Origin of the sequence: Planktotalea sp. (genome assembly GCF_049680325.1) — a bacterium.
Lineage (GTDB): Bacteria > Pseudomonadota > Alphaproteobacteria > Rhodobacterales > Rhodobacteraceae > Planktotalea.
Map to the genome: position 1 here is coordinate 1 of NZ_JBAUHO010000250.1, position 19313 is coordinate 19313.

The following is a 19313-nucleotide window of genomic DNA, read 5'->3' on the forward strand; positions in this document are numbered from 1 at the left end:
GTACCAGTCACAAGATAGACAACCTGCTCTGCAATATTGGTCACCAGATCACCCATGCGTTCGGTATTCTTGGCGATGAAATGCAAATGCATACACGGGGTGATGTTGCTGGGATCTTCCATCATGAATGTCAGGAATTCACGGAACAGAGCGTTGTACATCTGATCGACGTCCGCGTCCTGTTCAATTACGTTCATCGCCAGTGCAGCATCGCGTTGCACATAGGAATCCAGCACATTCTTGAGCATCCCTTGCACTTCGCGCGCCATTCGGCGCAGCGACGCATTTGAACCCGACACCTCTGGCAATTCAGCAAGGATCGCGGTGCGCTTGGCCATGTTCTTGGCATAATCGCCAATACGTTCCAGCGCGGCGCTGATCTTGATGACCGACAGGATCAAGCGCAGATCAATCGCAGTGGGGGCACGAATGGCAATAACGCGCGCGGCCGCCTCGTTGATCTTCTCTTCCAGCGCATCAATGGCTTTGTCACCCGAACGGACCTTTTCGGCCAGCTCCAGATCGCGGGTTTCAAGGGATTTTGCAGCGTCCAGAATTGCCGCTTCCACCATGCCGCCCATTTTCATGATTTGTGCCTGAATGGCCTCCAGATCACGATCAAAGGCAGAGGAAATATGTTGGTTCTGCATTGTGTTATCCAATCCGTCCAGTGATGTAGCTTTCCGTGCGTGGATCGCTCGGTTTGGTGAAAATGTCGTTGGTTTCGCCGTATTCCACCAGATTGCCCAGGTGGAAGAACGCAGTGCGTTGGCTGACGCGCGCGGCCTGTTGCATCGAGTGGGTCACAATCACCACAGCATAGCTTTGACGTAGCTCGTCAATCAGCTCTTCCACTTGCGCGGTGGCGATGGGATCAAGCGCCGAACATGGCTCGTCCATCAGCAGGACCTCAGGCTCGGTCGCGACGGCGCGGGCAATGCAAAGACGCTGCTGCTGTCCGCCCGATAGGCCGGTGCCGGGCGCGTCAAGGCGATCTTTGACTTCGTCCCAGATAGCAGCGCGGCGCAGGGATTTTTCAACGATCTCGTCCAGATCGCCTTTCGAACGCGATAGTCCGTGAATGCGAGGACCATAAGCCACGTTATCATAGATCGATTTAGGGAACGGGTTGGGCTTTTGAAAGACCATCCCGACCTTGGCGCGCAGTTGAACAGGATCAACGCGGCGGTCATAAATATCCTCGCCGTCGATCAGGATGTCACCTTCTACGCGGCAGATATCAATCGTGTCGTTCATCCGGTTCAAACAGCGCAGAAACGTGGATTTACCGCAGCCTGACGGGCCGATGAAGGCTGTGACCGTCTTGTCCTTGATCTCTACATCCACATCTTTGATCGCGTGGTTGTCGCCGTAATAGACCTGTACGCCTTTGGCTGAAATCTTGATGTTATCCATATTTACGTCTTTCATATCTGCGCCCTACCAGCGGCGTTCAAAGCGGCGGCGCAGGATGACCGCGATTGTGTTCATGCTCACAAGAAAGGCCAGCAAGATAATGATCCCGCCCCATGCACGTTCATAAAACGCCGGGTCGGCGCGTTTCGCCCATTCATAGATTTGCGCAGGCATAGCTGAGTTGGGATCAAGCAAACCGCTGGCCACGCTATCAGGTGCGTTGGATGCAATGAAACCGATCATCCCGATCAACAGCAGCGGCGCAGTTTCACCCAAGGCCTGCGCAAGGCCGATGATTGTGCCCGTCAGAATGCCGGGCGCTGCCAACGGCAGAACATGGTGGAACACGCTTTGCATTTTCGATGCTCCGACCCCAAGCGCGGCATCGCGAATGCTGGGCGGCACCGATTTCAACGAGGCGCGCGTCGAGATGATGATCGTGGGCAAAGTCATCAACGTCAGCACCAGACCACCCACCAAGGGCGCGGATTGTGGCAGGTGCATGTAGTTGATGAACACCGCCAGTCCAAGGATACCGAAGACAATAGAGGGCACCGCAGCAAGGTTGGAAATATTCACCTCGATGACATCGGTAATCCAGTTTTTCGGCGCAAATTCTTCAAGATAGATCGAGGCAGCAACACCAATCGGCAGCGCAAGGGCCAGAACCACCATCATCATAAAGAAGCTGCCCATCATCGCCACGCCCATACCCGCCGCTTCGGGGCGCGCATCAGAGGCATCAGCGCCTGTGATGAAAGCCAGATTGAAGCGCTTCTTGATAAGCCCCGCGTCAACCATCGCGTCCACCAGATCAAGCTGCTCGGCATTGATGTTTTTATCGTCTGCGATGCTGACGCGGTTAACGCGCCCTTTAAGGTAGCCATCAACGCGCGAATTGGCGAGGAAAGTGAATTCGACGGTTTTACCGATCTGCGTCGGATCGTTGATGACGAAATCACGCAGCTCTGCCGCGGCGCTTTTGGACATCAGCTCTGCTTGTTTCTTGGGTTTCAGGCTGGTTTCGATCCCGTTTTCGGCAAGGGCGTCCTGCATTGCCTGCGCTATCAACGGCGCATAACCGAAGGTTGATACCTTCTTGATCTTCTCCAGATCACGGGTGCCGGACTTGTCCAGTTTGGCTTCCAGCAATGGCACCTTCAAAGTGACAAAGGTTTGCTGGAACGCGCCCAGCCCGTTGCCGAAAATTGTCACCAGCAAAAGCACCAGCATGGCAAGGCCGATGCCGATGGCACCCAGCCCATACAGACGGAAACGTGTCTCTGCCGCGTTGCGTTTGCGTGTGCGCGCATCGACGCTCAATAGGGATGTTTTTGTATCGCTCATTCGTATTGCTCGCGGTATTTGCGCACGATGTAGAGTGCGAAGATGTTCAGGCCCAGGGTCAGCACGAAGAGGCTTAGACCAAGGGCAAAAGCCACCAGCGTTTCAGGGCTGGCAAAGTCGCCGTCCCCTGTCAGCTGGCTTACAATGCGTGTGGTGATCGTGGTCATTGCCTCAAGCGGATTGAGCGAGAATTTGGCAATCGCCCCTGCCCCCAGCACAACGATCATCGTTTCGCCGATGGCGCGGCTGGCAGCCAGCAGGATCGCGCCGACAATGCCCGGAAGCGCGGCAGGAATAACCACCTGACGGATGGTTTCGGATTTTGTCGCCCCAAGCCCGAGCGAGCCATCGCGCATGCTTTGAGGCACTGCATTGATGATATCATCCGAAAGCGAGGACACGAACGGGATCAGCATGATCCCCATGACCACGCCTGCGGTCAGCACGGCCGTTGCGCCGCTCATCCATTCAACCCCGAGATAGCCATCACTGCCGAACGTACGCAGCAACAGCGGACCAATCGTCAGCAAGGCAAACAGACCATACACAATCGTTGGAATCCCTGCGAGAATTTCGAGCAATGGCTTGGCGATGCCGCGCGTGCGCGGCCCTGCATATTCGGACAGGTAAATCGCTGCGAACAAACCGATCGGCACCGATACCAGCAAGGCGATAAGCGAGATATAAAGCGTGCCCCAAAGCAATGGCAGGATAGATAGCTCGCTATCCCCGCGAAAGTTGGGGGCCCATTTGACGCCAAAGAAGAAGTCTTTCCAGGAATGTAGTCCAAAGAAATTGCGCGTCTCGAACAGCATCGACAAAACAATGCCCAACGTGGTCAAAATAGCGAGCGAAGCAGCAAGCATAAGCAAGGCAAGCACTGCCTGCTCCACCATGTTTCGCGCGCGGAAGTCCGGGGTGATTTTCATCAAACCAATGGCAAAGCCGACAATCGCAAGGCCTAGCACCACGATCATCCGCCAGAAATCGGCAGTTGCATCCGCAGCGCGATAGCTTTGCGCGGCCTGTAGCACCTCTGGCGCGACTTCGCCGCCAAGGGCAACGCCAAGCGCGCCAAGCGTGCCGCGCACATCCGAGATATCCGATGTGGCCTCTGCCTGCGTAAGAACGCCCTGCTCGACCGCCAGCGATAATCCGTCAGAAATGCGGCGTACGTCGCTCATTACAAGCGAAACGGCACCCTCGTCAGCGGCCAGTTCTGCGGGGATCAGGCTAACCGCGCCGCGCGCAATCATGCTGGGCTGTGCAAGAAGCCAGATCACCAGAACCAGCAAGGCCGGAATCAACGTCAAAAGGGCGACAAAGCCGCCGTAGTATTTCGGTAATGAGTGCAAGTTACGCACATTCCCAGCGCCGCTATTCAGCGCGCGGGCGCGCCCGATCACAGCCCCGAAAGCCGCCAGTATTAGCACAATAAGTGTGAGCCAGAAGGCGGACATAAAAGCTCCGATCACGTCGTTAGCGTCGTTGGGTGTTTGGCGCAGACCCCAAAAGGAGCCTGCGCCAAATCGGTTTTACATGTTTGCGTCAAGAACGGCTTCGCTTGCAACCGTCTCTTGCGTGTCGGCAAGCTCTGGATCAGCGACAAGGCCGTATTCAGCCAGCGGGCCGTCCGGGCCTGCGATTTCATCCGCAACGAAGAACTCGGCAAAGTCTTTCAGACCGGGGATTACGCCGATATGTGCCTTCTTTATGTAGAAGTAGAGAGGGCGTGACACAGGGTATTCGCCCGTCGAGATGCTTTCCGTAGAAGGAACAATGCCGGACATGGTTGCAACTTGCAGCTTGTCCGTGTTGTTTTCATAAAACGCCAGACCAACGACGCCGATGCCGTCCTTGTTGCTTTCAATGCGGGCCAGTGTTTCGGTGTAATCGCCGTCGATATCGACAGAGACGCCATCGGTGCGCAAAGAAATACACGCCTTTTCTGCTGCTTTCTTGTCGCCGCCATTTGCATTCATGATCGCGTCGAATGCGCCGGTGTCTTCGCAACCTGCAAGGATCACTTTGTCCTCAAACACTTCGCGTGTGCCGTGCTTTGTACCCGGAATAAAGGCCTGCAAGGACTGCGCGGGCAGTTCTGCGTTGACGTCTGCCCATGTCTTGTTGGGGTTTGCCACCAGCGCGCCGTCGACAAGGATTTGATCGCTAAGGGCAAGGAACCAGTCAGACGGTGTGTAGGCGAATGATGCGCCAGCTTTGTCGGATGCAAAAACGATGCCGTCATATCCAATGCGAACCTCGATGATATCGCTTACCCCTGCTTCGGCGCAGGCTTTGACTTCTGAATCCTTGATCTTGCGCGACGAGTTGGCGATGTCGATTGTGTTTTCGCCTACGCCTTCGCAAAAGCGCTTGAGACCAGCCGAAGAGCCGCCCGATTCAACAACCGGTGTCGGGAAGTCGAAGTTTTCGCCAAAGGCTTCAGCTACGATCGAAGCATAGGGCAGAACTGTAGAAGAACCGGCAACCTGAACCTGATCGCGCGCGCTTGCGGCGGATGCAGCCGCGGTGATGGCTAAGGCAGATACTGTTAGTTTTGCGAAGGACATTGAAGTCTCCTGTTTCAAAAAAATGTAGGTTCTGGCTAACGGCCTTTGGCCACGCTTTTGTGACAGTAATGTAAAAGTTATATGACAAGCGGTGCGCGCGCTGATCTGGCGATAGCGCTAAATGCGTTCAATCGGCAAAATTACAGTAAATTCAGAACCTTGGCCGAGAGTGCTTTGCACCTCAAGCCGCCCTCTGTGGCGGTTGATAACATGTTTCGCAATCGCCAACCCAAGCCCGGTGCCGCCCATTTCACGGCTTCTGTGACTATCGATTCGATAAAACCTTTCGGTCAGACGCGGGATATGGATCGGATCAAAGCCCGCACCTGTGTCCCTGATCGAGATACGCACTGCCTCGCAGCGCAGGCGCGGCTCGAACGCGGGGGCCTGTAGGCGTACATGCACCTCAACACCCTGCCCGCCGTATTTCAATGCGTTCTCAATCAGATTTACTAAAACCTGTCGCAACTGATCGCTATCCCCGGGGATTGAAACCTCTTGCGCATCCTGTGCAAGCGCAAGCAAAGAGGCATTGGCCTTGGCGAGCGGACCCAGAGCAAGAACAACGGACCCCAGCAGCGCATTCAGGTCGATCCGCTGCGTCGGTCGTCGACGTGCCTGTGCCTCAACCCGGCTAAGGGACAGCAGGTCATCCACCAATCGGTTCATCCGCGCAGTTTCGTCCGCCATAATACCAAGAAACCGCTCCTGCGCGACAGGATCATCCTTTGCGCTGGTTTGAAGCGTTTCGATAAAGCCGATCACAGCGGTCAGCGGCGTGCGCAGCTCATGGCTGACATTGGCAACAAAATCGCTACGAACCTGATCGATCTTCTCGCGGTCGGTGATGTCGGTGAATACGACAATAACACCTTGTAGATCACTGGCAACAAAAGAAAAATCCAGATCATAGCTTGTATCGCTACCGTTGTCGCTACCCAAGTAGCGCGCCTTTTTCGGGGCGCGCTCATTTATGCAGCTCTCAACCGCCTCCAACACATCCGGTTGGCGCAGTGCCGTGATGTAGTTGCGCCCCAGCAGCCCCTCGCCAAGGATCGCAATGCTTGGCATGTTTGCGGCAACGATATGTTCGTCCAGATCAATAAACAGCGCTGGCGACGGCAAAGCGTCGAGCAGGCTTTTGATCTGGCCAAGGCCCATGATCTAGACCTCGTTGGCGGCTTGGACTGCGCGGGTGAAAACCTCGTTTAGGGCGGCGCTGTCCTCTAGCCCGACCGACACGCGGAAGAAGCCTTCGCTCATGCCCAATGCGGCGCGGTTCTCAGGCGTTAAGGCGCGGTGCGAAGAACTTGCAGCATGGCTCAGCGTTGTGCCCACATCCCCCAAGGTAGGCGCAAAGGCTATGCCCTCTGCCGCGCAGGCAAGGGCGTTCGCGCACGCACGGCCCCCTTCGATTTCGAAGCTGACCATGTTGCACCCCTGTGCGCCCAGCAATGCATGCGCGCGCGCATGATCGGGATGATCGCTGCGCAGCGGGTATAGCACGCGTTTCACACCCGGCAGACCCGCCAAATGATCCGCCAGCGCCACCGCGTTGGCTTGCGCCCGCTCGAAACGCAGCTCGAACGTGGCAAGCCCGCGCTCTGCCAGCCAGCAATCAAAGGGGCTGGCCGTCATGCCCGTTGTTACAGCGAAATCGTAGATTTTCTTTTGCAGCGCGGGATCTTTGGCAGCGACATAGCCCAAGGTGACATCGGAATGACCTGCAAGCAGCTTGGTTACCGAATGAATGACAATGTCAGCGCCATTTTGGAACGGAAGATAGGCGCGCGGCGTGGTGAATGTGTTATCCACCATCAGCGTGATGCCCTTTTCGGCGCAAAGCTGTGCGATGCCGTCCATGTCTGCCACGCGCAGCGTCGGGTTGGAGACGACTTCAACCAGCACCGCCTTGGTGTTGGGCCTGATCGCTTTGGCGAATGCCTTTGCGTCCGTCGGATCCGCCAGCGAGGTTTCGATCCCGAAACGTGGCAAGTCTTCTTTCATCAAGCGCAACGAGCGCCCGTAAAGCTGATCGCCGCCAATGACGTGATCGCCAGCCTGAAGCGTGCCTGCAAGCGCAGCAAAAACCGCCGACATGCCGGAGGAGGTCACGATCCCCCCTGTCACGCCTTCCAGTGCGTCAATGCGCTGCGCCAGAACAGAGGCGTTCGGATGCCCCTCGCGCGCATAGGTATAGCCATGCTCGCGGCCCTCATATTGCGCGTCCAGCTCGTCAGGCGTGTTCGAGGCAAAGGCAACAGCCGTGCTTAGCGGTGTCACAATCGGTTTGCTCAGACTTTGCGGCGTGCCGACCGGACGGATCAGGGTTTCTTTGGAATTCTTCATCTCAAACAGCTTTCAAATCCGCACGAAAGTGGCGCATGTTGTCTTGGTAATGCAGTGCCGACGCTTTGAGCATGGCAATTGTTTGATCGTCCAGCTGGCGCACGACTTTTCCGGGTGCCCCCATGACAAGCGATCCGTCGGGTATCTCTTTGCCCTCGGTAATCAACGCCCCTGCCCCGATCAGGCAATTCTTGCCGATCCTGGCGCCGTTCAGCACTGTCGCCCCCATACCGATCAGGGAATTTTCGCCAATCGTGCAGCCATGAAGCATGACCTTGTGACCAATCGTGCAGCCAGCCCCGATGGTCAGCGGATAGCCCCGATCAATATGCATGATCGTATTTTCCTGCACATTGGTGCCTGCGCCAATATGAATAACCTCGTGATCGGCGCGGATTGTTGCGCCGAACCAGACAGAGCTGCCAGCCTCCATCACAACCTGGCCAATCACATTGGCATCGGGCGCAATCCATGTGTCCTCATGAATTTCGGGGCATTTGTCTTTAAGGGCATAGATCGTCATGACAATTCCTCAAACTGGCTTTGCAATGCACGCACATGATCGTTCAGATCAGGCTGTTGCGAGCGGCGCAAACGCGTAGCGGTTATTATGGTTTTCAGCTGTTCTTCGGTAGAATCCAGATCATCATTAATCAGAACGAAATCATAGCCGTCCCAGTGGGAAATCTCGTCCCAGCTTTTGGACATGCGCCGCTCGATGATCTCTTCGCTGTCTTTCGCGCGGCTCACAAGACGGCGGTGCAGCTCTGTGATTGAAGGTGGCAGTAGAAAGATCGACAGCGTGTGCTGGCCAAGTGCAGAGTTGCGAATTTGCTGCGCGCCCTGCCAGTCGATATCGAACAGCACGTCTTGCCCCACTTCGATGGCCGCTTCTACAGGGGCTTTGGGAGAGCCATAGAAATTACCGAATACATGGGCGTGCTCAAGCATGCCGCCTTCCGAAACGCTGTGTTTGAACGCGGTTTCGGTCGTGAAATTATAGTCCACGCCATCCACCTCACCGTCGCGCGGCGCGCGCGTTGTGGAGGACACGGAAAAGCGCACGCTGTCATCCCAAGCCCGCAGCCGCCCTGCGAGGGTCGATTTGCCCGCACCAGAGGGCGAGGACAGAATGATTAACAGGCCGCGACGATCTTTGCTCATATCGGTTTACTCCACATTCTGCACTTGCTCGCGCATCTGATCTATCAAGACCTTCAACGCCAATCCGATTTCCGTCAGCCCCGCATTCTGCGCCTTGGAGCAAAGCGTATTGGCCTCACGGTTGAATTCCTGACACAGGAAATCAAGCTTGCGCCCGACGGGATCACCGCTTGCCATCAAATCACGCGCGGCACTGATGTGCGAATGAAGACGGTCGATTTCTTCCGTGACGTCCGATTTGACCGCCAGAACCGCGATTTCCTGGGCAATGCGGGCTTCGTCCATCTCTGCGCGGCTTTCCATCACCCGCGCAATCGCCGCTTGGAAATTGGCGCGCATATCGGCAGAGCGTTGGCCCAACATGTCATGCGCCGAGCGCGTAAGCGTTTCGATTTCGTCCAGTTGCCGGGTAAGTACGGCATGCAAAGACGCGCCTTCGGCAGCGCGCATGTCGTTAAAGCTGGCCAACAGCGGCGCGATATCTGCGCGCAGCTCGGTTAATAACTCTTCGCTCGCTTCGCGGTTTTGCGGCGCGTCCATTACGCCGCGAAAGTTCATTACATCGCTGGCACTGGCCGGGGTCAGGTTCACCCCTGTCGCACCAGCGCGATCCTCGATCTGTGCGATCGCATCCAGCACACGGGTAAGTGCGTCTTCATTGATTTCAACAGCATTTTCGCCTGCTTCGCGGGCGATACGCAGGTTTAACGACACAGAGCCGCGCGAAACGCTTGCCCCAACCTGCTTGCGCAAATCAGCCTCCAGCCCGCCAAGCCAGTCAGGCATGCGAAAGCGCAGATCAAAGCCCTTGCCATTGACCGAGCGCAGCTCCCATCCCCATGTAAACCCATCTGCGCGCCCTGTGCGCGCGGCGAACCCTGTCATGGATGTGAGCATGGCGGTGCCTTTCAATCATTGCTGCGCGCACCTAAGCCAAATGCGCGTCGGGGTGCAAGTTTTGCGACGCAAAACACGGGCCTTGAAATGAGCGCTATTAACCAATCGGGCATAATTGTCTCAATTTTTCGGGGAAGTTGCGCTATTAAAGGTTCAGTAACCTTCGTTCAGATATGTTTAACCATGCGACTGACCCTCAAGCGTCGAGCGTCGTTTTCGCAGCAGTAAAAGGTAGCCAACGCGTGAGCCACGACAGCCCCATTCTTCCGATCCGATCAGCGCATACAAACATTGTGACGTTGGATCATAGTGCATTTAGCGATGCTCCCGATCGTTTTCCTGCGTGCCGCGATTTACTGGCCTATTGGGAGGCCTTGCGAGGTTCGCGTCAGATGCCCGCGCGCGCCGAGTTTGATCCGCGCGGGATCGAGCAAACGCTTGCCTGTTCCTTTGTCGGTGAAAAAGTTGCGCCATCGGTCGTGCGTATCAGGGTCGCGGGCAGCGTGATGAGCGAGGCACTTGGCATGGATGTGCGCGGCATGCCGATCACCGCTTTTTTTGATCCCGCATCGCGGGACGTCCTTGCCGAAGCCACGCGCGATCTGCTGGGCAGTCCGGCTATGGTTACAATAGATTTGAGCGCGCGGCGGCGCTTTTCGCTTTCCCCGATCCGTGCGCGCATGCTGCTGTTGCCAATGAGCGATGCAAGCGGGCAAGTCACACGTTTGGTCGGATGTCTGGATATTGAAGGTGGCCTTGATAAGACACCGCGCCGTTTTCAGATCACATCGCTAAGCCGCAAAGAAATCAGTGGCGACGCACCAACTCCGAGCGCCCCGTTTGTGCCATTGGCGCCCAAAACAGAGCCAAGCTATGCCTTTGCAGAGGCACCACATAGCTTCCGCAGCAAGCGCGCGGCGAAAAGCACTTCATCGATTAAAAACAACAGCTTACGGCTCGTTGTTAATAATGAAAAAGCCTAGGAAAAGAAAAACGCCCCGAACGGATCGGGGCGTTTTATCGTTTTGTCTGAGTTGACTTAGACCGCTTGTGCCTGCGCGGAACCGCGACGCGCAGAAAGTTCTTCTGCCACCAGGAAGGCAAGCTCCAATGACTGGCTGGCGTTCAGGCGTGGATCACATGCTGTGTGGTAGCGATCAGAGAGATCCTCATCACTAACAGCGCGCACGCCGCCTGTGCATTCTGTCACATCCTGGCCGGTCATTTCAAAATGCACGCCACCCGGAATTGTGCCTTCTGCAGAATGAACGCCAAAGAATTCACGCACTTCACGAAGCACGCTTTCAAACGGGCGCGTCTTATAGCCTGAAGACGACTTGATCGTGTTGCCATGCATCGGATCACAGGTCCAAAGCACGTTGGCCCCTTCTTCACGAACGGCCTGGATCAAACGCGGCAGATGTTCGCCGACCGAGCCCGCGCCGAAACGCGCGATCAGTGTCAGACGACCAGCCTCGTTGGTCGGGTTCAGCTTGTTCATCAGAACCTTGAGGTCTTCGGCTGTGGTTGTCGGACCACATTTCAGACCGATCGGGTTCAACACGCCGCGTGCAAATTCCACATGCGCACCGTCAGGCTGACGGGTGCGATCGCCGATCCAGATCATGTGACCAGACCCCGCAAGCCATTTGCCGGATGTGCTGTCCAGACGTGTCAACGCCTCTTCATATTCAAGCAGCAGCGATTCATGGGACGTATAGAAATCCACTGTCTGCAAGGATGGTTCGCGATCACTATCAAGGCCAGCAGCCTTCATAAAATCAAGCGTATCACTGATGCGGTTTGCGAGTTCACGGTATTCTGCTGCCTGCTCACCTTCGGTAAAGCCAAGCGTCCAGGCGTGAACCTGATGCACATCGGCATAACCACCTGTGGAAAACGCACGCAACAGGTTCAGCGTTGCTGCTGCCTGTGTGTAGGCTTGCAACATTTTCTTCGGATCGGGGATGCGCGCTTCGGGCGTGAAGGCCAGCTCGTTGATGATATCACCGCGATAGCTGGGCAGCTCGATGCCATTTACTGTTTCGGTATTGGCCGAACGTGGCTTGGCAAACTGACCGGCCATACGCCCTACTTTGACCACAGGCACTTTGGCACCGAAGGTCAGAACCATGGCCATTTGCAGCATCACCTTAAAGGTGTCGCGAATGCCGTCTGCGCTGAATTGCTCAAAGCTTTCGGCGCAATCACCGCCCTGAAGCAGAAACGCTTCGCCGCGCGCGGCTGCGCCAAGCTGTGTTTTAAGTTTGCGCGCCTCGCCAGCAAAAACCAGAGGTGGATAGGCAGAAAGCTGGCCCTCAACCTCGGCCAAGGCCGCTGCGTCGGTATAGTCCGGCATTTGGACCCGTGGCTTGTTGCGCCAGTCCGATTTCTGCCATTCGCTCATCTGTCTTCTCCTAAGGAATTCATATCAAATCTGACGTATAAGGCCCTGTTAGCGCTATTACCAGAGACTAAACGAATTGCGATGCCTTGACCTTGCCATTGTCATGGGATCAAGGTGATTGATCGAAGCGGTACTAAATTCCCTTATTAGCGCTTACCCAAAGACACTTGAGAAAGTGTAAGAAAGGATCCTGCGCCGATGTTGCCAGAGGACATAAAGATAAATGTCGAAACAGAGAGCGACAAGGCGCGCCGTTTCGTCTTTGTGCTTTTGCATGACTTTACGCTGCTGTGCTTTTCCGCGGCACTGGAAAGCCTGCGGATTGCGAACCGGCTGGCAGGCAAAGATCTGTATAGCTGGAGCGTCATTGGTGAGGGCGGCGATGCGGTGGCTTGTTCTGCGGGCACGGCTTTCAAGCTGGACAGCGATCTGATCGAATTGCAGCGTGATGACACGGTCATGCTTTGTGGCGGGGTGAACATCCAATTTGCTACGACGAAGAAGCTGCTCAACTGGCTGCGCCGTGAAGCGCGCCGTGGGCTGACCTTTGGCGGGCTTTGCACGGCCTCTTATACGATGGCGCGCGCAGGCATGCTTGATGGTAAACGCGCGACCATCCACTGGGAAAACCAGGATAGCTTTCTAGAAGAGTTTGACGAGGTCGAATTGACCAAATCGGTCTTTGTCGTAGACGGGAACCGTTTGACGACAGCGGGCGGCACCTCTTCGATTGATCTGATGCTCAAACTGATTGCTGACGATCACGGTGAAGAGCTGGCAAATGCGGTCGCGGACCAGTTGATCTATTCCTCGATCCGCACGGATCAGGACACGCAACGTCTTTCTGTTCCGACGCGAATTGGCGTGCGTCACCCTAAACTGAGCGCTGTTATCCAGATGATGGAAAGCAACATCGAAGAACCGATCAGCCCGTCGGTTTTGGCCAAGGATGTCGGCATGTCCACGCGCCAGCTAGAGCGTTTGTTCCGTCGTTATCTCAACCGCTCGCCAAAGCGCTATTATATGGAATTGCGTCTGCAAAAGGCGCGTAACTTGCTGTTGCAAACCGATATGAGTGTTATCAATGTAGCGTTGGCATGCGGCTTTGCCTCGCCCTCGCATTTCTCGAAATGCTACCGCGCGCATTATGACACGACACCCTACCGCGAGCGTGGATCACAAGCAGCAAGACTGTCGATCTAGGCGCAAAACTTTTCAAAAAAGTTTTGGCAAATTCCTTTGAAAGGAATTTGGTCCGCCTTTGGCGGGAGTTTAACTGGCAAAATGAAGTTTGACGTCAGTCCGGTGTCATTTTGTGGAGCGCGCCGTTGCCCACGCTTAAAAACCAGATCGCGCCGTCCGGGCCTTCGCGGATATCGCGGATGCGCGTTGTTTGCGGGCCTTTGATCTGTTCGATTTCATTGAGCGGTTCACCCGCAAGACGTGCGATGTAGTCGAATTTCAGGCTGCCGACAAAATGATGCCCCCGCCATTGGGGCCAGAGTTTTCCTGAATAGATCATATAGCCCGATGGCGCGATGGATGGGTCCCAATAGTGTTCTGGTTGTTGCATGCCTTCTTTGGCTGTACCCTCGCCGATCTTTTCGCCCGAATATTCGGTGCCATAGGCGATCACGGGCCAGCCGTAGTTGGCGCCTTTTTCAATCCGGTTGATTTCATCGCCGCCGCGCGCGCCATGTTCGTGCGCCCAAAGGGTGCCGTTTTGATCTAGCGCCATCCCTTGTGGATTGCGGTGGCCATAGGACCAGATATCATCCCTTGCACGCCATGTGTCGACAAAGGGATTGTCTTTGGGTGCTGCGCCATCTTTGGTGATGCGCACAATCGTGCCATTGTGAGTGCGCAGGTTCTGCGCTTCGGCATCATTGCCGCGCTCGCCGATCGAGACAAAAAGCGTGCCATCTCGTGCCTCAACGATGCGCGAGCCAAAGTGAAAGCCGCCGCCGGAGCCTTTGCGCATCTCGAAGATCGGCGTGACGTTCTTGAGCGTTGCCGTCGCTTCGTCAAACTCGGCGCGCATCACTGCCGTGCCTTCATTTCGTCCTTGCGGTTTGGCGTAGCTCATGAAGATCGTTTTGCTTTGGGAGTAATCGCGCGGCACCAGCACATCGAGCAGACCGCCCTGCCCGTTTACTGCGATTTCCGGCAGGCCTTTGACCGTTTGGCGTTTGCCGTTCGCGAGATAGATCAACTGACCCTCTCTTTGGGTCACCAGAATGCCGCTTGGCACAAAGCCGACGGCCCAGGGTTCTTCGAACCCATCCGCGATTTGTTCGATACGCGGCGCGTTCTGCGCGCGCACGAGCGCAGGCGCGAACAGCGGGAAGGCAGCGGCAGTAAGGCCAAAGGCGCGGCGCGATAAAGGCATGACAGTTCTCCAACAATGACCAAGGCGCAGGCTGGAGAATAGATATGTGCGAAAACGTCTTTGTCCAGATTGCCCAGCGTCGTTATTGTTATCAAGGAAGCCGCGTCAGGGGTTTTCAAATGCAAACCCGCCGCATAATGTGCGTCGTTAACCGCTTGCGTGCCAGTATTGTATACGGGCATTCGAGACGGATTTGATAAAGCGCGCAAAGACGCTTTGGGAACGGGGGAATTGTCTTGATCAGGGTTGAAAACCTGCACAAGCACTTTGGCGGCTTTCATGCTGTTGATGGTGCATCGCTTGAGATTGCCGAGGGCTCTATTACCGGATTGGTTGGGCCGAACGGCGCGGGCAAGACCACGTTGTTCAACGTTATTGCCGGTGTTCTGCCTCCGACCTCTGGACGGGTATTTATGGCAGGTGAGGATATCACCGGATTGCCCCCGCATGAGCTGTTTCACAAAGGCCTGCTGCGCACCTTCCAGATCGCGCATGAGTTTTCTTCGATGACCTGCCGTGAAAACCTGATGATGGTGCCGGGGGCGCAGTCAGGTGAAACGCTCTGGAATACCTGGTTCGGTCGTAAACGTATTGCCAATGAAGAACGCGCACTGGCCGCAAAAGCCGATGAAGTGCTCGATTTCCTGACTGTTGGCCATCTGGCCGACGAAAAGGCCGGGAATCTGTCGGGCGGGCAGAAAAAGCTGCTGGAGTTGGGCCGCACCATGATGGTCGATGCACGGATCGTGTTTCTGGACGAGGTTGGCGCGGGTGTGAACCGCACGCTGTTGAATACAATTGGCGATGCGATTTTGCGGTTAAACCAAGAGCGCGGCTATACCTTCTGCATGATCGAACATGACATGGAGTTTATCGGCCGCCTGTGCGATCCGGTGATTGTCATGGCCGAAGGCAAGGAGCTGGCAACGGGCAAGATTGAAGAGATCAAGGCAAACGAGCAAGTGATCGAAGCCTACCTAGGCACGGGCCTTAAGAATAAAGAAGCAGTCGCGGGATGAGATGCGCGTTTGCACTTATCCTGACCATGTTGACGGCTTCTGTTGTGCAAGCCGGCAATTGTTCAGCAGATTTCAACGGGCTGAAATTTTGCGGCGTGTCTGGCCTAAGCGCAAAGCCTTTGATGAAGGGCAGTAAAGTACACTCGTTCGCCTTGCCTATCGAAGGGCAAACACTGCGCGTGCTTTTGACGATAGAGCGCTTCGAAAACACCAAAAGCGAAAGCGAGCGCATGGCGCGTCTCAAAAAGACCCTGCAGGGTCAAACGAACATCCTTAAAGTCGCTTATAAATCTTCCGAGATTTCCAGCACAGAGCCGGAGCTTGTCAGCGACTGGCTGATTGCCAGAACCTTTGTCGATCCTAAGAAGACGATATTCGGCCGCGAACGCGACGGTGTGAAAGCGCGCTATTTGACCGGTATTGGCTGTGGCACCGCCTTTGTAACCGAGCAATTTCTGAGTGAAACACGCGGTTTGGAACAAGCCCGTCAAATTGAAGATTTCATACTTGAACATGCGCAGCCCACAGCGCTTCAAGACAAGACGGAGTGTCAGAGCAATGGCTGAACCTTTCCTGATCGCAGAGAATATGACAGGCGGCTATGGCAGCGGTGCGGATATCCTGCATGACTGTACATTAAGCGTCGAACAAGGCGAGATTGCTGTGATCGTCGGGCCGAACGGTGCAGGCAAATCCACCGCGATGAAAGCCGTCTTTGGCATGCTGAACCTGCGCAAAGGCGCGGTTCGGTTAAATGGCAAGGACATCACCAAGCTAACGCCGCAAGCGCGCGTTGGTAAGGGGATGGGCTTTGTGCCGCAAACATCGAACATCTTTACCTCGCTTACGGTGGAAGAGAACCTTGAGATGGGTGCTTTTATCCGCCGCGATGATTTCGCGGACACCATGGCGCAGGTCTATGATCTATTTCCCATTCTGAAAGAGAAGCGCCTCCAAGCTGCGGGCGAATTGTCAGGGGGGCAGCGCCAGCAAGTTGCTGTCGGGCGCGCCCTGATGACCCAGCCGCAGGTTTTGATGTTGGATGAGCCGACTGCGGGCGTTTCGCCCATCGTCATGGATGAACTCTTTGACCGCATCATCGAAGTTGCGCGCACAGGTATTTCGATCCTTATGGTCGAGCAAAACGCGCGTCAGGCGCTTGAGATTGCCGACAAAGGCTACGTGCTTGTTCAAGGGGCCAATGCATTCACGGACACGGGCAAGGCTTTGCTGGCGAACCCTGAAGTGCGCAAGAGCTTCTTGGGGGGATGAACATGAAGATCATCTCGGCATCCATTGTTTTGGCATTCTGTTCGAGCGCGCTGGCTGCGCAGGGTTGGACATGCTTGATGACAAGCGAGTGTTTGGACACAGAGGCATGCGTCGAAACCGCTTACGAAATCGATATCGATGCGCTTGAAGGGCAATATCTGTTGTCTGATATCGCAGGAGAGCGAGCGATGAGCGAAGTTGCACCTTTGGAGGGCGCCGATCAGCGCTCGTTCGTTTCAAAAATCCAAGATACCAGTGTCGGGTTGTTTAGCCTCTATCCGGATGGGCGCGCACAATACACGCAGCACAGCCCAGATTATTCTGTACGATATTCAGGCACTTGCGAGGGGTCCTCATGATCGATTTTCTTAACGCGCTCGTCGCCCTGTCCAACTTTGTCATTATACCTGCTATCGCCTATGGCAGCCAACTGGCGCTTGGGGCGCTTGGGGTCACTTTGATCTACGGTATCTTGCGGTTCTCCAACTTTGCCCATGGTGACACGATGGCGGCAGGGGCGATGTTTACTATTTTCGTCACCTGGTTGATGCAATCCGCTGGCATCAATCTTGGCCCATTGCCCACGGCCTTGCTTGCCCTGCCCTTCGGTATCCTGGGCTGTATGGCGCTGGTTCTTTTCACAGATCGCTTAGTCTATCGCTTTTACCGCGAACAAAAGGCAAAACCTGTTATTCTGGTCATCGTGTCCATGGGCGTCATGTTTATCATGAACGGCTTGGTGCGCTTTGCCATTGGCCCGGGCGAGCAGCGCTTTGCCGACGGGGAACGCTTCATCATCAATGCACGTACCTTCAAGGCCATGACAGGCCTTGATGAAGGCTTGGTGATCCGCACATCCCAAGGCATCACGGTTCTCACAGCGCTGATTGTTGTGGCGCTGCTCTTTTGGTTCCTGAACCGCACGCGCACTGGCAAATCCATGCGCGCCTATTCGGATAACGAGGATCTGGCGCTGCTTTCCGGCATCAATCCGGAACGCGTCGTGATGTACACCTGGTTGATCGTGGCCACGCTTGCGACAATTGCAGGGGTTCTTTACGGCCTCGACAAAAGCTTTAAGCCATTCACCTATTTCCAGCTTTTGCTGCCGATCTTCGCCTCGGCCATCGTTGGTGGCCTTGGCAGCCCGATTGGCGCAATTGCCGGTGGTTTTGTCATCGCTTTCTCCGAGATCACCATCACTTATGCCTGGAAGAAAGTGCTGATCTATCTGTTGCCAGAAAGCCTGGAGCCGTCCAGTCTCGTGCAACTCCTGAGCACGGACTACAAATTCGCGGTATCCTTTGTGATCTTGCTGATTGTTCTTCTCTTTAAGCCTACAGGGCTGTTTGCGGGGAAAGCTGTATGACCCTACCGATCAAAAATTTCGCGCTGTTTGGCATCATGGCAGGCCTGCTGGTTTACACAGGCATGAGCGAGAGCTGGAACACCGCATTGGGGCTTTTCAACATGTGCCTGATTTCAGCGATCATGGCACTTGGGGTCAACTTGCAATGGGGCTACGCTGGCCTGTTTAACGTAGGCGTCATGGGCTTTGTCGCCTTGGGCGGCCTTGCTGCGGTGCTGGTCTCGCATGCGCCCGTGACAGAGGCCTGGAAAGAAGGCGGCATCGGTATCATCGCCGCGCTTTTGACGGGCGCGGCTGTGATCGTGATGGCCAGCCTTATCGTCAAACGCAAACCGCATAGCCGCACGCGCACCTTTGCACTGCTGGCGGTCATTGTTGGCGGCTTCATGTTGTTTCGTGCGCTCTTTGATCCCTCGGTTCTGGCCATCGAAAAGGTCGATCCGGCGGCCACCGGCTTCCTTGGCGGCCTTGGTCTGCCGATCATGCTGTCCTGGCCTGTGGGCGGTTTGCTTGCGGCGGGTGCGGCTTGGGTGATTGGCAAGACGGCTCTGGGGCTGCGCTCGGATTACCTTGCAATTGCGACGCTGGGCATCGCCGAAATCACCATTGCGATCCTGAAAAACGAGGATTGGCTGACGCGCGGCGTTAAGAACGTTTCGGGTCTGGAACGGCCCGTGCCCTATGAGGTCGATCTGCAAAACGATCCGGTCTTTATCGAACGCGCTTCTCGCCTTGGCATTGATGCTGTCGAAGCCTCGACGCTTTGGGTAAAAGCCAATTATTCCATCATTTTCGCGATTGTCCTGATCGTGCTGCTTATCATGGCGCAAATGGCACTCAAAAGCCCGTGGGGCCGTATGCTACGCGCCATTCGCGACAACGAGGTCGCCGCCGAAGCCATGGGCAAAGACGTCACCGCGCGCCATTTACAGGTCTTCATCCTTGGCAGCGCTATTTGCGGCTTTGCAGGTGCAATGATGACCACGCTGGATGGCCAGTTGATCCCCGGAACCTATCAGCCGCTTCGCTTCACTTTCCTTGTGTGGGTGATGGTGATCGTCGGTGGCTCGGGCAACAATATAGGCTCGGTCCTCGGCGGTTTTCTAATCTG

At 55.6% G+C, this 19313-nt stretch carries 20 protein-coding genes; 8 read left to right on the forward strand and 12 right to left on the reverse strand.

Translation table 11 applies throughout. The annotated features are described in order from the left end of the window. From phoU to WBC85_RS11320, 10 genes are all read right to left on the reverse strand, one after another. Positions 1-650 (reverse strand): phosphate signaling complex protein PhoU (phoU, locus tag WBC85_RS11275; protein WP_424436870.1); only part of this gene is annotated, 650 nt, incomplete at its 3' end. 4 nt (positions 651-654) lie between these two features. Then, positions 655-1431, reverse strand: coding sequence for a phosphate ABC transporter ATP-binding protein PstB (pstB, locus tag WBC85_RS11280; protein WP_424436873.1), 777 nt, complete (start codon positions 1429-1431; stop codon positions 655-657). Between the two features lie 9 nt (positions 1432-1440). Then, positions 1441-2763: a phosphate ABC transporter permease PstA gene (gene pstA, locus WBC85_RS11285; RefSeq protein ID WP_424436876.1), complete on the reverse strand. Its 1323-nt coding sequence runs from the start codon at positions 2761-2763 to the stop codon at positions 1441-1443. After that, positions 2760-4223 (reverse strand): phosphate ABC transporter permease subunit PstC, encoded by a 1464-nt coding sequence (pstC, locus tag WBC85_RS11290; RefSeq protein ID WP_424436879.1) that lies wholly within the window; start codon positions 4221-4223, stop codon positions 2760-2762. Before pstC ends, pstA begins: the two co-directional genes overlap by 4 nt. A 75-nt stretch (positions 4224-4298) precedes the next feature. Continuing rightward, complete coding sequence (locus WBC85_RS11295) at positions 4299-5336, reverse strand: substrate-binding domain-containing protein (RefSeq protein WP_424436882.1); 1038 nt, start codon at positions 5334-5336, stop codon at positions 4299-4301. A gap of 117 nt (positions 5337-5453) precedes the next feature. After that, on the reverse strand, positions 5454-6497 hold the full coding sequence (locus tag WBC85_RS11300) for an ATP-binding protein (protein ID WP_424436885.1): 1044 nt from the start codon (positions 6495-6497) through the stop codon (positions 5454-5456). 3 nt (positions 6498-6500) lie between these two features. Then, positions 6501-7685 carry a trans-sulfuration enzyme family protein gene (locus WBC85_RS11305; protein WP_424436888.1) on the reverse strand — a complete coding sequence of 395 codons (1185 nt, stop codon included), beginning with the start codon at positions 7683-7685 and terminating at the stop codon, positions 6501-6503. Position 7686: 1 nt separating this feature from the next. Then, on the reverse strand, positions 7687-8208 hold the full coding sequence (locus tag WBC85_RS11310) for a gamma carbonic anhydrase family protein (RefSeq protein WP_424436891.1): 522 nt from the start codon (positions 8206-8208) through the stop codon (positions 7687-7689). Then, positions 8205-8849 carry a guanylate kinase gene (gene gmk, locus WBC85_RS11315; protein ID WP_424436894.1) on the reverse strand — a complete coding sequence of 215 codons (645 nt, stop codon included), beginning with the start codon at positions 8847-8849 and terminating at the stop codon, positions 8205-8207. The genes WBC85_RS11310 and gmk overlap by 4 nt, the downstream gene beginning before the upstream one ends. A gap of 6 nt (positions 8850-8855) precedes the next feature. Continuing rightward, the gene (locus WBC85_RS11320; RefSeq protein WP_424436897.1) at positions 8856-9746 is read right to left on the reverse strand and encodes a YicC/YloC family endoribonuclease; all 891 of its coding nucleotides are present in this window, start codon (positions 9744-9746) and stop codon (positions 8856-8858) included. A gap of 242 nt (positions 9747-9988) precedes the next feature. Here WBC85_RS11320 and WBC85_RS11325 point away from each other — a divergent pair, with 242 nt between their 5' ends. After that, a complete protein-coding gene (locus WBC85_RS11325; RefSeq protein WP_424436900.1) occupies positions 9989-10729 on the forward strand; it encodes a PAS domain-containing protein in 741 nt (246 codons plus the stop codon). Between the two features lie 56 nt (positions 10730-10785). Here the strand turns inward: WBC85_RS11325 and WBC85_RS11330 are convergent, their stop codons facing one another. Beyond that, entirely contained in the window at positions 10786-12153 is a 1368-nt protein-coding gene (locus WBC85_RS11330) for a class II 3-deoxy-7-phosphoheptulonate synthase (protein ID WP_424436903.1), read from the reverse strand. Positions 12154-12351: 198 nt separating this feature from the next. Here WBC85_RS11330 and WBC85_RS11335 point away from each other — a divergent pair, with 198 nt between their 5' ends. Further along, a complete protein-coding gene (locus tag WBC85_RS11335) occupies positions 12352-13356 on the forward strand; it encodes a GlxA family transcriptional regulator (protein ID WP_424436906.1) in 1005 nt (334 codons plus the stop codon). A 94-nt stretch (positions 13357-13450) separates the two neighbouring features. On the opposite strand, the gene WBC85_RS11340 is transcribed toward WBC85_RS11335, so the two are convergent. Further along, positions 13451-14542, reverse strand: coding sequence for a PQQ-dependent sugar dehydrogenase (locus WBC85_RS11340; protein ID WP_424436909.1), 1092 nt, complete (start codon positions 14540-14542; stop codon positions 13451-13453). 236 nt (positions 14543-14778) lie between these two features. Between WBC85_RS11340 and WBC85_RS11345 the strand changes: the two genes are divergently transcribed. From WBC85_RS11345 to WBC85_RS11370, 6 genes are all read left to right on the forward strand, one after another. Further along, a complete protein-coding gene (locus WBC85_RS11345) occupies positions 14779-15561 on the forward strand; it encodes an ABC transporter ATP-binding protein (RefSeq protein ID WP_424436912.1) in 783 nt (260 codons plus the stop codon). Beyond that, on the forward strand, positions 15558-16127 hold the full coding sequence (locus WBC85_RS11350) for a hypothetical protein (RefSeq protein WP_424436915.1): 570 nt from the start codon (positions 15558-15560) through the stop codon (positions 16125-16127). Before WBC85_RS11345 ends, WBC85_RS11350 begins: the two co-directional genes overlap by 4 nt. After that, a complete protein-coding gene (locus WBC85_RS11355; RefSeq protein WP_424436918.1) occupies positions 16120-16833 on the forward strand; it encodes an ABC transporter ATP-binding protein in 714 nt (237 codons plus the stop codon). Before WBC85_RS11350 ends, WBC85_RS11355 begins: the two co-directional genes overlap by 8 nt. 2 nt (positions 16834-16835) lie before the next feature. Next, positions 16836-17192 (forward strand): hypothetical protein, encoded by a 357-nt coding sequence (locus WBC85_RS11360; protein WP_424436921.1) that lies wholly within the window; start codon positions 16836-16838, stop codon positions 17190-17192. Beyond that, on the forward strand, positions 17192-18202 hold the full coding sequence (locus tag WBC85_RS11365; RefSeq protein ID WP_424436927.1) for a branched-chain amino acid ABC transporter permease: 1011 nt from the start codon (positions 17192-17194) through the stop codon (positions 18200-18202). The genes WBC85_RS11360 and WBC85_RS11365 overlap by 1 nt, the downstream gene beginning before the upstream one ends. Next, positions 18199-19313 (forward strand): branched-chain amino acid ABC transporter permease (locus tag WBC85_RS11370; RefSeq protein ID WP_424436924.1); only part of this gene is annotated, 1115 nt, incomplete at its 3' end. The genes WBC85_RS11365 and WBC85_RS11370, both read left to right, overlap by 4 nt.

What these genes read in the sequence shown, in the direction of transcription:
- pstB (WP_424436873.1), bottom strand. Translation starts at nt 1,431, where the DNA reads ATGAAAGACGTAAATATGGATAACATCAAGATTTCAGCCAAAGGCGTA.
- pstA (WP_424436876.1), bottom strand. Translation starts at nt 2,763, where the DNA reads ATGAGCGATACAAAAACATCCCTATTGAGCGTCGATGCGCGCACACGC.
- pstC (WP_424436879.1), bottom strand. Translation starts at nt 4,223, where the DNA reads ATGTCCGCCTTCTGGCTCACACTTATTGTGCTAATACTGGCGGCTTTC.
- WBC85_RS11295 (WP_424436882.1), bottom strand. Translation starts at nt 5,336, where the DNA reads ATGTCCTTCGCAAAACTAACAGTATCTGCCTTAGCCATCACCGCGGCT.
- WBC85_RS11300 (WP_424436885.1), bottom strand. Translation starts at nt 6,497, where the DNA reads ATGGGCCTTGGCCAGATCAAAAGCCTGCTCGACGCTTTGCCGTCGCCA.
- WBC85_RS11305 (WP_424436888.1), bottom strand. Translation starts at nt 7,685, where the DNA reads ATGAAGAATTCCAAAGAAACCCTGATCCGTCCGGTCGGCACGCCGCAA.
- WBC85_RS11310 (WP_424436891.1), bottom strand. Translation starts at nt 8,208, where the DNA reads ATGACGATCTATGCCCTTAAAGACAAATGCCCCGAAATTCATGAGGAC.
- gmk (WP_424436894.1), bottom strand. Translation starts at nt 8,849, where the DNA reads ATGAGCAAAGATCGTCGCGGCCTGTTAATCATTCTGTCCTCGCCCTCT.
- WBC85_RS11320 (WP_424436897.1), bottom strand. Translation starts at nt 9,746, where the DNA reads ATGCTCACATCCATGACAGGGTTCGCCGCGCGCACAGGGCGCGCAGAT.
- WBC85_RS11330 (WP_424436903.1), bottom strand. Translation starts at nt 12,153, where the DNA reads ATGAGCGAATGGCAGAAATCGGACTGGCGCAACAAGCCACGGGTCCAA.
- WBC85_RS11335 (WP_424436906.1), top strand. Translation starts at nt 12,352, where the DNA reads ATGTTGCCAGAGGACATAAAGATAAATGTCGAAACAGAGAGCGACAAG.
- WBC85_RS11340 (WP_424436909.1), bottom strand. Translation starts at nt 14,542, where the DNA reads ATGCCTTTATCGCGCCGCGCCTTTGGCCTTACTGCCGCTGCCTTCCCG.
- WBC85_RS11350 (WP_424436915.1), top strand. Translation starts at nt 15,558, where the DNA reads ATGAGATGCGCGTTTGCACTTATCCTGACCATGTTGACGGCTTCTGTT.
- WBC85_RS11355 (WP_424436918.1), top strand. Translation starts at nt 16,120, where the DNA reads ATGGCTGAACCTTTCCTGATCGCAGAGAATATGACAGGCGGCTATGGC.
- WBC85_RS11360 (WP_424436921.1), top strand. Translation starts at nt 16,836, where the DNA reads ATGAAGATCATCTCGGCATCCATTGTTTTGGCATTCTGTTCGAGCGCG.